The sequence below is a fragment of the Collinsella sp. SGI.095 genome, from assembly GCF_050314535.1.
Taxonomy (GTDB): domain Bacteria; phylum Actinomycetota; class Coriobacteriia; order Coriobacteriales; family Coriobacteriaceae; genus Collinsella.
The window spans coordinates 26,257-39,740 of sequence record NZ_JBNPNG010000018.1 but is presented as its reverse complement, the minus strand read 5'-3'; the positions used below and the strand labels follow the sequence as shown (position 1 = coordinate 39,740).

Here is a 13,484-nt window from a genome sequence, read left to right as displayed (position 1 = left end):
GGCGCCCGGCATCTACGCTCCGTAGAGGTCTTCCTGTTGCATCTTGGCTCGCAAGTCCCTATAATAGCTCCACTCGCGGCTGAAGGTTTACCTCTAGATTTGGAAAGGGGAGATGCACCATGCTTGCTTCCATGAGGATTTGGCTCTAGCCACGGTCGCGTGAGCGACCGGTACTTCGCTGCATACCACCGATCGCATCAAAGGATTATTCCATGACACAACCGAACCCCTGCGCTTCTTGGAAGCGCTCGCTCGCCATCGTCTGGATCGGCGAGTTCTTCTCCGTGCTCACGAGCTCCATTCTGCAGATGGGTCTCATCTGGCACGTCACCCTCACCACCGGCTCCGCGAGCGCCCTGTCGTTCGTGAGCCTGGCGGCCTTCTTGCCCATGGCGCTCCTCGGCGCCTTCGCGGGCACCATCGTGGACCGCACGTCCATCAAGCGTCTCATGATCGGCGCCGATCTCTTCATCGCGGCCGTGAGCCTCACGCTTGTCTTCGGCTCGCTTCGGGGCGACCTTTCTGTCGCCGTTGTGGCGGCGGTGCTGTTCGTCCGTGCGCTGGGCAGCACGCTCCATACGCCCGCCTTCAACGCGCTCACACCGCTCATCGCCCCGCCCGAGGTGCTCGGCAAGCTGGCGGGCATGCTGCAGTTCATGCAGTCGGGTAGCTATATCATCGGCAACGCCATCGCCGCGGCGGTCTACCCGGCGTTTGGTCTGACTTTCATGATCGCGCTCGATGTCGCCGGGGCGGTGCTCGCGAGCATCGCGGTGGCGACCTCCGGCATCAAGACGCCGGCGCCCGAGCGCCATACGCCCGAGGAGAACGCCGAGGCGTCGCACCGCGCGGTGCGGGCCTTCCTATTGGAGACGGCCAACGGGTACCGCGAGCTCAAACGCCATCACGGTCTGTTCGCCATGCTCTGGATCGGCTTCGCCTTCTCGGTCCTGTTCTCGCCCATATCCGCGCTGTTCCCGCTCATGGTGTTCGACCATTTTGGGGGCACCACTACGCAGTCGGCTATCGCGGAGATCGCGTTCTCGGTCGGCATGATCGCGGCGAGCGGCTGGATCGGGGCGACGGGTGGCCTTAAGAACCGCGCTCTTTCGTGCACGCTGGCCATCGGCCTCATCGGAGCCGCCGCGCTCGCGGGCGGCCTCGTGCCCCCTTCCGCGCTCGTTGTGTTTCTGGGGCTTACGTTCGCGATGGGGGTCTCGAGTCCGCTGTACAGCGCGCCGCAGATGGCGCTCATGCAGGAGCGCGTCGATCCCGAGTGCATGGGCCGCGTCTTCGGTCTGTACGGAGCGGTCTGCAGCTGGGCTATGCCCGTGGGGCTCGTCGCATCGACCTTGTTCGCGGACGCCATCGGCGTAAGCGCGTGCTTCGTGCTCATCGGTGCTGCAATGGTGATCCTAGCAGGCATCACCTGGGCGATCCCGAGCATCCGCAAGATTGGGTAGCGCTCTGGCGGAGTGCGTTTCGTTTCGGACGGCTCGTAGGGTCGCTGCGACGTGAAGGGTGGTCGACGGTGCGCCTGCGAGGGCGCCGTCGACCACCCTTTTGTTTAATTCGTCTGGCCCGGCGCCGATCATCATCTGTTCGCCGGGCGATTGCGATGCCGCCGCTTGCCGATACGCGGCTCCTTACGTTGTGCGCATCCCATCGTTCTGGCAGCGTTTCCTGCAGTTAATCTCCAGAGCTCGAGGCGGTGGCCCCTATGAGTAATCTGCTCGAATCCATTCTGCGCGTCGGTATGACCGTGTTCATCGTCGGCCCGCTCACTGCATGGGTCGCCCGCCGCGGCGCGAGCGAGCGCAGCGAGGCAACGGACAGCCTCGATTGCTTCACGGTGCGCATGCCCGCAGCCATCCGCACGATCATCGCCTGCTGCGCCGTCGCGTTCGAACTGCTCATGCTGGGTGTCTACGTCTGGCAGGGCGTCTCGCTGGGCGAGTGGGACCACGAACTTGTGTGGTTCGGTCATGCCATGGCGCTCGCGGGTATGGCTATCTGGGCCTTGCTGAGCATCCCGCGTATCGACGTGGACGGTGGGCGCATTCTCTCGCGTAACGCCTTCGGCATCCGCAAGGAGACGACGTTTGGCAACATCACCCGTGCAACGCTTCACGCGCAGATGATGAGGATCGACCTGTTCGAGGGCGACCGGAAGTTCTGCTCGATAAGCCTCGAGGGGGTGTGCTCGCTCAACCTCCTCGCCCGTCTGGAGGAAGAGGGCATCGAAGTCTCGGACGCCGTCGACGGTCCCATGACCAAGGCGGGCCTGTGTTGGTCTGCCATCAAGCCGTTGACGATTGTTTTCAACGGCATGGCCCTCGTCTTCTCGCTCGTCCTCGCCTTCATGGCGGTCTTCACCGACGAGGGTGCGCGCCTGCTCGTGCTCATCCCGTTCCTGTTCCTGTTCATAGGGGGGTTCCTGCCCCTGCTCATGCTCGGCATGCCGGCCCGCGGCATCCTCGAGATCGGCAGGCAGGAGCGCGCGCTCGGTTTCTCCTTCTCCGAGGAGATGGCAAGCCGAGGTGCCACGGGTACTTCGCTTGTCGATGACGATTGGTTCATCGAGATCAGCAACGCCCGCGTCGTGGCGTTTCGCCGCGATTACCTCAAGAAGATCACGGCGCACGAGAACAGCGAGAGCGGCGACCGCTGCACGGTGACCACGAGGGGTGGTCGCAAAATCAAGGTGTATGCAAGCGGGCAGCACGCTCGAGGACCTGCGCACGTGGTTCAAACAGGGTGCCAAGGTCAGAAGCACACTCGACCGCGCGGGGGACGCACTCGAGGCGACCGTTTGATTGGGTTGCCTGCCAAGGATCCAAAACGGGAAGGGGCGCTGTCGGCGCCCCTTGTCATACCAGGCCCGCTGGCCAGCGAGAGGCCTGCAGGTCGACATGTCCGTTGGCGAGGAAGGCAACGCCTTCGTCCTCGAGCAGTGTGCGCTGCGCCTCGGGCCCACCGAAGGCGAACCCCTCCGCGAGGCGGCCGTCGGCAAACACGATGCGATGGCAGGGGATGACGCCCGGTTGAGGGTTGACGTGCAGGGCATATCCCACGTAACGGGCTCGCCTGGGCTCGCCGACGAGCTTGGCGATCTGCCCGTAGGTGGCGACCATGCCCGCGGGAACCTGTGCGACCATCTCGTAGACGCTCCCGAAGAAGCCCTCGCGGTTGCTATCAGCCATCACAAACCTTTCAGTGCGCGGGTATCGGCGCGCCCGCGAGCAGCGGACGCGCTACGCCTCCAAATACCTCTCGACAAGCTCCTCAAACGCGCCGTCCATGCCCGTGGTCTCGAGCGCGCCGTCGCAGTGGGGGCGCACGTCGTCGGTGACGTTCGCCACGCCCACGCCGAGTCCGGCGGCCTGGATCATGGAGAGGTCGTTGGCGGAGTCACCCACCGCGATGACCTCGCTCATGGGGATACCGAGCATCTCGGCCAGGCGCATCAGGCCGACTCCCTTGTTCACGCCTGCGGGCATGAACTCGAGGTAGCGCTTCGAGGAGAACGTGATCTCGACGCCAAGGCGCTGCGCCAGGGGCTCAAGATCGCCCCCGAGCTTCTGCAGCGCGTCAAAGTTCCTGTTCACAAACAGGATCTTCACGATGTCGCGCCCATCCAGGAAGGACAGGTCGGGGTGGTCTGCGCTCGAGATATGCGTCACGCCGCTGATCGAGGTGAGGTACGCACGCTCGTCGTCGTCCGCATCGGGCACGAAGACGTGTCCGTCGGCGACGTTGATGTGCATGCTAAGCCCCAGCTCAAGGCCCTTTTGATAGAGCTGCTCGGCACAGTCGCGCGAGAGTCCGCAGGTGGTGAGCGGGCAGGGGTCGCCCACGCGGTTGATAAACCCGCCGTTGTACGACAGAACGTATCCGCCTTCGAGCAGCGACGCATCGACGGCCGCGAAATTGTGCATGATGGACGAGTACCAGCGCCCGCTTGAGGGGACGAACAGAACCCCCAGCTCCTTCATGCGCTTGAGCGCGCGGATGTTCGCCTCGGGGATGGCGTGATTGGAGTCGAGAAAGGTCTCGTCCATATCGCTTGCAACAAGGCGGTACATGCTAGTACACCATGCCCATGGCCTCGCGCACCTCGGCGAGCGTGGCCTCGGCGACCTCGTTAGCGCGGCGGTTGCCCTCGTGCAGGACGTCCTTGACGTAGTCCATATCCTGCACGAGCTCCTCGCGGCGCGCGCGGATGGGGGCGAAGTGCTCGTTCACGCTCTCGGTGACGTACTTCTTGAGCGCGCCTGCGCCGCCCATGCCGATCTCCTCGGCGATCTCGACCTCGGAGCGGCCGGTGCAGATGGCGGCGGTGGAGAGCAGGCCGGACACACCGGGACGGGCTTCGGGGTCGAACGTGATCATGCGCTCGCCGTCGGTCTGGCTCTTCTTGATGCGCTTGGCCGTCTCCTCGGCGGTCATGGAGATGTTGATGGCGTTGCCGTAGGACTTGCTCATCTTGCGCCCGTCAAGGCCGGGCAGCAGCGGCGTATCGGACAGCAGCGCGTCGACCTCGGGGAACACCTTGCCGTAGCGGTTGTTGAACTTGCGTGCGATGGTGCGGGTGAGCTCGATGTGCGGCAGCTGGTCGCGCCCGACCGGCACCACGTTGCCCTTGCAGAACAGGATGTCGCACGCCTGGTGCACGGGGTAGGTGAGCAAAAGGCCGGTGAGCTCATGGCCGCTGGCCTCCATCTCGGCCTTGACGGTGGGGTTGCGCTGCAGCAGGGCCTCGGAGACGAGCGACAAGAACGGCAGCATAAGCTGGTTTGCCGCGGGCACGGCGGAGTGCGTGTAGATCATCGTCTTGTCGGGGTCCAGGCCGCAGGCCAGGTAGTCGATGACCATGTTGTAGACGTTGTCCTGGATGTTATCGGTGCTGTCGCGGTCGGTGATGACCTGGTAGTCGGCGATGAGCACGTTGGTGTGCACGCCCATGTTCTGCAGCTCGACACGGCTCTTGAGCGTGCCGAAGTAGTGGCCCAGGTGCAGACGGCCGGTGGGGCGGTCGCCGGTGAGCATGGTGTACTTCTCGGGGTGCTGCGGCAGGTCGGCGCGGATCTGGTTGCTGCGCTCGAGGCTGACCTCATAGCTGAGCTCGTTGGGCATGCTGTCTCCTTTTGGGTTAAGTGCCTGGCCGGCATTGTCGGTCTGGGTTGAAGATGAAGGTACCAGAGAAACGGCGTCTCTTGCCGGAATCAACGATGGTTTTCGCCGTGTCGTCCCGCAGGGTCGTTTCCCTTCTTGGGAAGGAGCCCCTCGATATGCTCGAGCCGCTCCTCATGGGCCACGTGCGCCGCGCGTTCCTCGGCGGCGAAAGCGGAGTCTTCGGGCGTGACGGTCTCATCTCGCTGTCGACTCCGGTAACACCGCGACGGCGCTCCTGAGCCTGCTCGTCGACAAGCCGGTGACTATCTACACCACCAACGGCTATGCATGTCGGTTTACGGGCGAGCTTGCTGCGAAGGTGGTGGTAATTGGCGGCGACTTCAACCCCGTTACCTGCTCGCTCACCGGTCCTATGGTTGAGAGCGCGCTGCGCGAGCTGTACTTTGACCGGGCGTTTATAGGTGTCAACGCGGTGGACGAGGACCGCAGCATCATGACGCCAGGTTATCCAGAGGCTATCAAAAAACGTATCGTGATGCAGAATTCCCAAGCGAGTTACGTACTCGCCGATAGCTCCAAGTTCCACGTGTTTTCAAATGTAAAGGTGTGCGACCTGGAGGGCTTTACTGTTATTTCCGACAAGCGCGACGCCAAAATCGGCGAACGCGTCAAAATGATCACGGCCTAGGACACTGGGGCATCGCATCTTGCCCTCAAGCCGTTGCCCACGTAACGAAGCGTGGGGCAAATGTGCGCCCCATTCCTGATTTGGGGACTAGCTTAGTTCGTTGGCTACTTGGTGCTCGTAGAAGGCATCGATTACGGCGTTAAAGTCGCGGGCGAAGTCTTCCATGGTTCCGCGCCAGGTGGCTCGACTGGGTTTTCCCTGGCCAACATAGGCAGTTTGAATACCGCAGGCGGGGCTGGGGAAGTCGCGCTTGGGGTCGTTGCCCACCATAAGGACCTCGTGCGGTTCGAGCCCCATGGCCTGCAGCTGCTCCAGGTAATAGGTGGCATCGGGCTTGCAACGGGTGGCGTTTCCCATGTGCGTCACGAGCTCAAAAGGGGCGTCGGCCAGGTCACCCCAACCCATGCGGCATTCGATGGCCCCCTGGGGAAAGCTGGGGTTGGTAAAGAGTGCGCAGCGCAGTCCTGCGTCCCGTACAGCCTGGAGTGCGGCGTGTGCACCCGGCATGGCGTGGGCATTGATGGCATCGTCATTCTTGTACGGGAGAACTTCGCGTTCATAGTAGGTAAAAGCCTCATAGATGAGTGGGTCCGAGAGGCAGATGCCGCACCTGCGCTCGACCTCGGTGCGGTAAAACTCAAGATTGGTGCGATTGTCCGTGCCGCTTCGGCGATTGGCGTTGAGGTCGACCAGGATGGTGCCGAGGCGTGCCATCGTGCCACCGCGGCTGCATCGTCCGATATCCGCGAGCATTGACGAGACATCCTTAAAATAGCGAAGGATAAACGCGTTGAGATTGATGCTGAGAAGCGTCTCGTCCATATCGAAAACGACTGCTTTGAGCACGCGGGCACCTTTCTCGAAAAATTGTTTAGAACGTTGGCTCCGGATACTTTACCCCAAAGCCGTATACTCAACTGCTTATCGTCATCTTATGGAGACGGTCGTTCACAAGATTGCGAAAAAGTCTCCATACGAGTAAAAAATCGCAGTTCACGCTTGAAATCGAAGTGATTTCCACGTAACCTATACGAACGTGATTGCATAAGCGTCACATTAGTATCTGTCGGCTCCCGAGTGTTCCTAAACGTTGTGTGCTTGTCGCACCCTTCTGTAGGTCCTAGCAATCGGGGCCCCGTAGTTCGAAAGGGGTCCACCTTTGAGTGAGATTCAGAACTCGTCCATTTTCTCTCTTGACGATGTCAACGAGGAGGAGATGAACAACCTCATTGACGGTACGATTACCGACTTTGATGAGGGCGATCTCGTTAACGGTACTGTCGTTAAGATCGAGCATGACGAGGTGCTCGTTGACATCGGATTCAAGTCCGAGGGCGTTATCCCGGTCCGCGAGCTGTCCATCCGCAAGGACGCTAACCCTGCAGACATCGTTGCACTCGGTGATTCCATCGAGGCCCTGGTTCTCCAGAAGGAGGACAAGGACGGTCGTCTGGTCCTTTCCAAGAAGCGTGCCGAGTACGAGCGTGCTTGGAACCGCATCGAGGAGAAGTTCAACTCCGGCGAGAACGTCGAGGGCGAGGTTATCGAGGTTGTCAAGGGCGGCCTGATCCTCGACATCGGCCTGCGTGGCTTCCTGCCCGCTTCCCTCGTCGACCTCCGTCGCGTCAAGGACCTCACCTCCTACATGGGCACCCGCATCGAGGCCCGCGTCATCGAGATGGACCGCAACCGCAACAACGTCGTTCTCTCCCGTCGCGTCGTGCTTGAGGAGTCCCGTAAGGCCGAGCGTTCCGAGATCCTGTCCAAGCTCAAGTCTGGCATGCGTCTCCAGGGCACCGTTTCCTCCATCGTCGACTTCGGCGCCTTCGTCGACCTCGGCGGTATCGACGGTCTCATCCACATCTCCGAGCTCTCCTGGAACCACGTCAACCATCCTTCCGAGGTTGTCAAGGTCGGCCAGGAGGTCGAGGTCGAGGTTCTCGACGTCGATCTCAACCGCGAGCGCATCTCCCTGGGTCTCAAGCAGACCACCGAGGATCCGTGGCGCGCACTGGTCAAGAAGTACCCCGTCGGCGCTATCGTCGAGGGCACTGTGACCAAGCTTGTCCCGTTTGGCGCTTTCGTCGATCTGGGCGAGGGCATCGAGGGCCTGGTGCACATCTCCGAGATGGCCAACAAGCACGTCGACCAGCCTTCTCAGGTCACCCACGTGGGCGACAAGGTTCAGGTCAAGGTCATGGAGATCGACCTCGACCGTCGTCGTATCTCCCTGTCTATGAAGTCCGCTGCTGAGACTCTGGGCGTCGAGATCGAGGTTACCCCGCTGCCTTCCGAGAAGAAGGACGAGGAGACCGACGCCGAGTAAATCGGTTTGACGATCACTTGCTTTAAGGGATCCGTCCGCAATGGACGGGTCCCTTTTTGCGTTTGCCGGTGAGGTGCGCAATGCTACTCGTGCGCAACGCTGTCCGGGCTGTTCACGGGGGCTATTGGGTTGTCGGTGCATGAAAATGCCGACATCCCGCCTCGGGGAGGAGGCGGGAACGCACCGAGTAGACGGAGGGGTGCGGAGCGCGGTCGCGTCTCGACTGGCGACGTTGCCCATCGACAACCCTATTGTACTGCATGGCATGGTTCTTGGTATATCGTGTCGAACGCTTGTGTTGTGCCTTTGCCTGCGGCAACGGTGTGTTACACTCTTGCACTGCTGAGTGGGCCAGACGGTCGCGCGATGTGCTGCTTGCGGCACGCGTGAGGAAAGTCCGGGCTCCAGAGGGCGGGATGCCGGCTAACGGCCGGGCGGAGTGATCCGACGGAAAGCGCCGCAGAAAAGAAGACTCCCACCTGCGCCGCAAGGCGTAAAGGGAAAAGCTGAAACGGTGGTGTAAGAGACCACCAGCGTCGTGGCAACACGGCGGCTTGGCAAGCCCCATCCGGAGCAAGCGCGAATAGGAACGCTATGGGCCGGCCCGGTCCGCGTTCGGGTAGCGTGCGTGGAGCTGCACGGTAACGTGCAGACAAGATAAATGACCGTTCACGACAGAACCCGGCTTATAGGCCCACTCGGCACTTTGTTGACGCTGCGAACCCGTCAGCGCGACAATCTGCCTTTCAAGCCTTCGGGCATGACCATAAGGTCAATGCCCTCGTCTTTCAAGGCACCTTGCTCGCGCTGACGGGTTCTCGCTTTCGTTGACGGAATCATCGGCGGTTCCGTTCTTGGCATCTCGCTGTTTTTGCCTGGTCATCGGCAGCCTCATTTCTGTTGCAATCTCGTCTTTCAAGGCACCTTGCTCGCGCTGGCGGGTTCTCGCTGTTGGTGACGGCATCATTGGTGTTTTCGCTCTTGTTGGCGAGGACAACGGTGCTGTCTTTGCCGTATTATTGAGGCTGTTTGTTGCCGCGCTTAGTTTTGTTGAGGGGCTTTGTTGGACAGCTATTTTACCCTGCGATCGAATATTGAGGCTTCTGGCGAGTTTGTGGATCGCAAGAGCCGGTTTATTGCCCAGCTGGTCCATATTGAATCCGAGGATGAGGCGAATGCCTTCATCGAGATGGTTCGTAAGCGTCATTACGACGCTCGACACAATGTTCCCGCGTGGATTTTGGTAGATGGACGCGAGCGTCAGAGTGATGATGGTGAGCCGAGCCGCACGAGCGGCATGCCGACGCTCGAGGTGTTGCGCGGCGCTGGGCTCAAAAATGTTTGCTGCGTGGTGACGCGCTATTTTGGCGGCACGCTGTTGGGGCCCGGTGGCTTGGTGCGCGCCTATACCGCGGCGACGCAGGCGGCGGTGGCAGCTGCTCAGGAGGCAGGGCAGGTCGTTGAGATGACGAGCGTCGTGCCTGTTGATGTGCACGTGGCCTATCCGCAGTATGAGCAGGTGCTTCGTTTGGCGCAGGATTCGGGTGCCAAGGTTTCGGATACCGATTACGCGGATGCCGTGACGATTCATTTGGTGTTTAAGGCGGGGGAGCAGGAGCCGTTTTGCGCTAAGATGCGCGAGCTTATGGCGGGGCGCGAGGAGATTGAGGTCGGCGCTCCCAAATTTGCCGAGTTCTAACGGCGACGGCCGGCGTGCTTTTGGATGAATCCCAAGCACGCCGGCCGTCGTTTTCTGTTGCCGCCGTTTACTCGGCGAGCTGCTTTAGCACATCGCAGGCGATCTCGATGGCGTCGTCGATGCAGCCGGGGCAGCTGCGGAGCGGACCATTGTCCGATCCGATGCCCTTGAGCGTGCCGCAGACGGTCGTCGTGTTTTTCGTTTTAAAACGCTTGGCGATTTCGCGCGACAGCTTGTAAGTCTGGCCCTTGGTCTTGGGGTTATCCATGCCGTCGCTCATTACAAAGCCCATGATGGCCACGGCGCCCGAGATAGCGCCGCAGGTCTCGGTCATGCCGCCCATGCCGGCGCCAAAGCCCTCGGTGAGGATAAAGGCGGTCTGGGGGTCGAGCCCGACGGAGGGTGCGAGCGTGCAGGCGACGGCCTGTGCGCAGTTAAAGCCACGGGCGTGGTATTCGGCAGCCTGAGCCTGACAGGCGGTGATGTCGAGCTGGGCAGTATCGATTTGCTTCATCGTTGTCTCCTCGGTAACGGTGTACTCGCCTATGGTACCCTTGCCGATGCATTTGTTCATCGAAAGCCTCATGTATGCCTCATTTTTATCTATCGAATAAATGCCAAGATCTGCGATAAATGCCCCCGGTTGATTTGTCTCATAACCTACCTTGGGGATGGGTTGAGAGGGGTGCGGGGTAGCGGTATCGTGAACCGGATAAAAATGTAACCCAGGCAAGGGAGCTAGATATGAGCGAGCAGACTATCGGTACGACATGTGTTCAGGGCGGCTATCACCCGGGAGATGCGGAGCCGCGCCAGGTGCCCATCTACCAGTCCACCACGTGGAAGTACGACACGTCCGAGCACATGGGCAAGCTGTTTGACCTGGAGGAGTCTGGCTATTTCTACAGCCGTCTGCAGAACCCTACGTGCGATCTGGTTGCCGCCAAGATCTGCGAGATGGAGGGCGGCACCGCTGCGATGCTCACGAGCTCGGGCATGGCTGCGAACTTCCTCGCGATCTTTAACGTGGCCGGCGCCGGCGATCATGTGGTCGCAAGCTCGGCCATCTACGGCGGTACCTACAACCTGCTTGCCCATACCATGGGTCGTATGGGCGTTACCTGCACGTTCGTTGCCCCCGATTGCACCGATGAGGAGCTCGAGGCAGCCTTTGAGCCCAATACCAAGCTCGTCTTTGGCGAGACGATCGCCAACCCCGCCCTTGCCGTGCTCGATATTGAGCGCTTTGCCAAGGCCGCGCATGACCACGGCGTGCCGCTGATGGTCGACAACACCTTCCCGACGCCCGTGATGTGCCGTCCCTTTGAGTGGGGCGCCGATATCGTTACGCACTCCACCACCAAGTACATGGATGGCCATGGGGCCTGCCTGGGCGGCGTGATAGTCGACCACGGCCAGTTTGATTGGATGGCCCATGCGGACAAGTTCCCGGGTCTCACCACGCCCGATGAGAGCTACCACGGCGTGACCTATGCCGAGAAGTTCGGTCGCGAGGGCGCCTTCATTACCAAGGCAACCGCTCAGCTCATGCGCGACCTCGGCCCCATGCAGAACCCGCAGGCGGCGTTTTTCCTGAACAGCTCGCTCGAGAGCCTGCATGTGCGCATGCCGCGTCATTGCGAGAACGGCCTGGCTGTTGCCAAGTTCCTGCAGAGCCATCCCAAGGTGCGCTTCGTGAGCTATCCGGGTCTGGAGGGCGACAAGTACTATGACCTGGCTCAAAAGTACATGCCCAACGGTACCTGCGGCGTTGTGAGCTTTGGCTTTAACGGTGGTCGCGCGGCGGCAGAGACCTTTATGAAGAGCCTCAAGCTCGCTCAGATCGCCACGCATGTGGCCGACGCCCGCACTTGCTGCCTGCATCCCGCTAACGCCACGCACCGCCAGATGAACGATGAGGAGCTTATCGCCTGTGGTATCTCCGCCGACATGGTGCGCCTGTCGTGCGGCCTCGAGGATACGGCCGATCTGATTGCCGACCTTGAGCAGGCGCTCGAGCAGTGCTAGGCTAGCGTTCGTGCAAGGCGCCGATGCCGGCAGAAAGCTTCGGCGACCTTTAGCTCCGATACCTTAGGCGGGGCCCCAATCGCGACTGTTTGCAGGCGATTGGGGCCCCGTTTTTGTGTTGCGCCACTCGAAAGGATGGATATGGAGAAAACCGCAGAGCAACTGCACCGCGAACACATCGCTCTTGAGGGAGACACCCATGGCAAGAACAAATGGGCGATTCTGTTTACGGTGCTCATCATGACGTTTATGGTGTGTCTGGATTCGACCGTCGTGACCGTGGCGCTGCCCGTGATGCAAAAGGAGCTGGGCGTGGGCCTCGATCGCATTCAGCTGGTAAGCTCGGTGTATCTGCTTGCGGCTTGTGCGGCGATGCGGCTTTGTGGTGCGATGCGGCTTGTGGGGCGGGCGGGGGTCGGTCCGTGGTAGACTATCGAACAACGTTTATTAATCGCGCGGTATCGTTGCCGTGAGAAGGGGTTGCGCCATGCAGGAGCTTGAGGACCGTATTCGCCATGACGGCATCGTAAAGGCCGGTAATGTCCTTAAGGTTGATGCTTTCCTCAACCACCAGTGCGACGTTGAGCTGTTTGACCACATGGGCGCCGAGTGGGCCCGTCTGTTCGAGGATGTCGAGATTAACAAGATCCTTACGATCGAGGCTTCGGGCATTGGCATGGCCTGCATCGCAGCCCAGCATTTTGGCGGCGTGCCGGTGGTCTTTGCCAAGAAGGCGCAGTCCATCAACCTCGACGGCGAGCAGTATGCCACGACCATCTACTCCTTTACCAAGCAGAGGGAGTACCCGGTCATCGTTGGCAAGCGCTTCCTGTCCGAGGGCGACAAGGTCCTGATTATCGACGACTTCCTGGCCAACGGATGCGCGCTCGAGGGTCTTATCAAGATCTGCGAGGCTGCGGGTGCCGAGGTGTCCGGCATTGGCATTGCGGTGGAGAAGGGCTTCCAGGGCGGTGGCGATAAGCTCCGCGAGCGCGGCTTCCGTGTTGAGAGCCTGGCCCGTATCGCCGATATGGACTGTGAGAACGGCGAGATCACCTTCGCCTAAGCGCGCAACACAAGCGATTGGTATGCGATGTGACAAAGGGGGTGTCCCTTTGTCACATTTTTTGTATGAGGGGAGGTGTTGATATGGATGAGAACAAGATGGGATGGCGTGAGTATGCGCGCTATGCCGAGATGTCGGTCGAGGAGCTGGCGCGCGATTGCGAGGTGCAGGTGTTTCGCGCGACGGGTCCGGGCGGGTAAGGCGTGAACACGACGGACTCGGCGGTGCGCATGAAACATATCCCTACGGGGATTACCGTGACGGCGCGCGAGAGTCGCAGCCAGTTCCAAAATCGTAGCTGCTGTTTACGTAAGCTACACGCTGAGCTTGAGCGTCGCGGGCGTCCACCGCGTCGACGCGTAAAGACCAAGGTGCCTCAGCGCTCTCGCCAGCGCAGACTTAATGACAAGCACTTCAACGCCATTAAAAAGGCCAACCGCCGCAAGCCGGGCGGGGAGGAGTGATCTTCTCGATAAGTTGCGGTGAAATAGGGGCTGTTTTGCGGCTTTACCTGCATAAACAGTCCCTATTTCACCGCAAC

General features: G+C 60.8%; 13 protein-coding genes and 1 other RNA gene. 9 read left to right on the top strand and 5 right to left on the bottom strand.

The window, feature by feature from the left end:
- The first annotated feature begins 212 nt into the window (after positions 1-212).
- Positions 213-1,463, top strand: coding sequence for an MFS transporter (locus ACQRCA_RS07145; protein WP_427719692.1), 1,251 nt, complete (start codon positions 213-215; stop codon positions 1,461-1,463).
- 1,407 nt (positions 1,464-2,870) lie between these two features.
- On the opposite strand, the gene ACQRCA_RS07140 is transcribed toward ACQRCA_RS07145, so the two are convergent.
- The 3 genes from ACQRCA_RS07140 to trpS are packed head-to-tail and all read right to left on the bottom strand — an operon-like array spanning position 2,871 to position 5,136.
- Positions 2,871-3,203 carry an MGMT family protein gene (locus tag ACQRCA_RS07140; RefSeq protein WP_427719691.1) on the bottom strand — a complete coding sequence of 111 codons (333 nt, stop codon included), beginning with the start codon at positions 3,201-3,203 and terminating at the stop codon, positions 2,871-2,873.
- Positions 3,204-3,254: 51 nt separating this feature from the next.
- A complete protein-coding gene (locus ACQRCA_RS07135) occupies positions 3,255-4,085 on the bottom strand; it encodes an HAD-IIB family hydrolase (RefSeq protein ID WP_427719690.1) in 831 nt (276 codons plus the stop codon).
- Position 4,086: 1 nt separating this feature from the next.
- Positions 4,087-5,136, bottom strand: a complete 1,050-nt coding sequence (gene trpS / locus ACQRCA_RS07130; protein ID WP_427719689.1) for a tryptophan--tRNA ligase — start codon at positions 5,134-5,136, stop codon at positions 4,087-4,089.
- 298 nt (positions 5,137-5,434) lie between these two features.
- Here trpS and ACQRCA_RS07125 point away from each other — a divergent pair, with 298 nt between their 5' ends.
- Positions 5,435-5,824: a hypothetical protein gene (locus ACQRCA_RS07125; RefSeq protein WP_427719688.1), complete on the top strand. Its 390-nt coding sequence runs from the start codon at positions 5,435-5,437 to the stop codon at positions 5,822-5,824.
- Between the two features lie 87 nt (positions 5,825-5,911).
- Here the strand turns inward: ACQRCA_RS07125 and ACQRCA_RS07120 are convergent, their stop codons facing one another.
- The gene (locus ACQRCA_RS07120; RefSeq protein WP_427719687.1) at positions 5,912-6,670 is read right to left on the bottom strand and encodes an HAD family hydrolase; all 759 of its coding nucleotides are present in this window, start codon (positions 6,668-6,670) and stop codon (positions 5,912-5,914) included.
- A gap of 313 nt (positions 6,671-6,983) precedes the next feature.
- Between ACQRCA_RS07120 and rpsA the strand changes: the two genes are divergently transcribed.
- The 3 genes from rpsA (at position 6,984) to ACQRCA_RS07105 (ending at position 9,849) form a co-directional block, all read left to right on the top strand.
- A complete protein-coding gene (gene rpsA, locus ACQRCA_RS07115) occupies positions 6,984-8,150 on the top strand; it encodes a 30S ribosomal protein S1 (RefSeq protein WP_154515317.1) in 1,167 nt (388 codons plus the stop codon).
- Between the two features lie 343 nt (positions 8,151-8,493).
- An RNA gene (gene rnpB, locus ACQRCA_RS07110) (RNase P RNA component class A) lies at positions 8,494-8,855 on the top strand.
- Positions 8,856-9,210: 355 nt separating this feature from the next.
- The gene (locus ACQRCA_RS07105; RefSeq protein ID WP_195838524.1) at positions 9,211-9,849 is read left to right on the top strand and encodes a YigZ family protein; all 639 of its coding nucleotides are present in this window, start codon (positions 9,211-9,213) and stop codon (positions 9,847-9,849) included.
- A gap of 67 nt (positions 9,850-9,916) precedes the next feature.
- On the opposite strand, the gene ACQRCA_RS07100 is transcribed toward ACQRCA_RS07105, so the two are convergent.
- A complete protein-coding gene (locus ACQRCA_RS07100) occupies positions 9,917-10,435 on the bottom strand; it encodes a C-GCAxxG-C-C family protein (protein WP_427719686.1) in 519 nt (172 codons plus the stop codon).
- A 158-nt stretch (positions 10,436-10,593) separates the two neighbouring features.
- Between ACQRCA_RS07100 and ACQRCA_RS07095 the strand changes: the two genes are divergently transcribed.
- The 4 genes from ACQRCA_RS07095 (at position 10,594) to ACQRCA_RS07080 (ending at position 13,407) form a co-directional block, all read left to right on the top strand.
- Positions 10,594-11,877, top strand: a complete 1,284-nt coding sequence (locus ACQRCA_RS07095; RefSeq protein WP_427719685.1) for an O-acetylhomoserine aminocarboxypropyltransferase/cysteine synthase family protein — start codon at positions 10,594-10,596, stop codon at positions 11,875-11,877.
- A gap of 141 nt (positions 11,878-12,018) precedes the next feature.
- The gene (locus ACQRCA_RS07090) at positions 12,019-12,306 is read left to right on the top strand and encodes a hypothetical protein (RefSeq protein ID WP_427719684.1); all 288 of its coding nucleotides are present in this window, start codon (positions 12,019-12,021) and stop codon (positions 12,304-12,306) included.
- A gap of 58 nt (positions 12,307-12,364) precedes the next feature.
- Positions 12,365-12,943 (top strand): xanthine phosphoribosyltransferase, encoded by a 579-nt coding sequence (locus ACQRCA_RS07085; protein WP_154515325.1) that lies wholly within the window; start codon positions 12,365-12,367, stop codon positions 12,941-12,943.
- Positions 12,944-13,146: 203 nt separating this feature from the next.
- Positions 13,147-13,407 (top strand): peptide chain release factor family protein, encoded by a 261-nt coding sequence (locus ACQRCA_RS07080; protein WP_427719683.1) that lies wholly within the window; start codon positions 13,147-13,149, stop codon positions 13,405-13,407.
- Positions 13,408-13,484 lie beyond the last annotated feature (77 nt).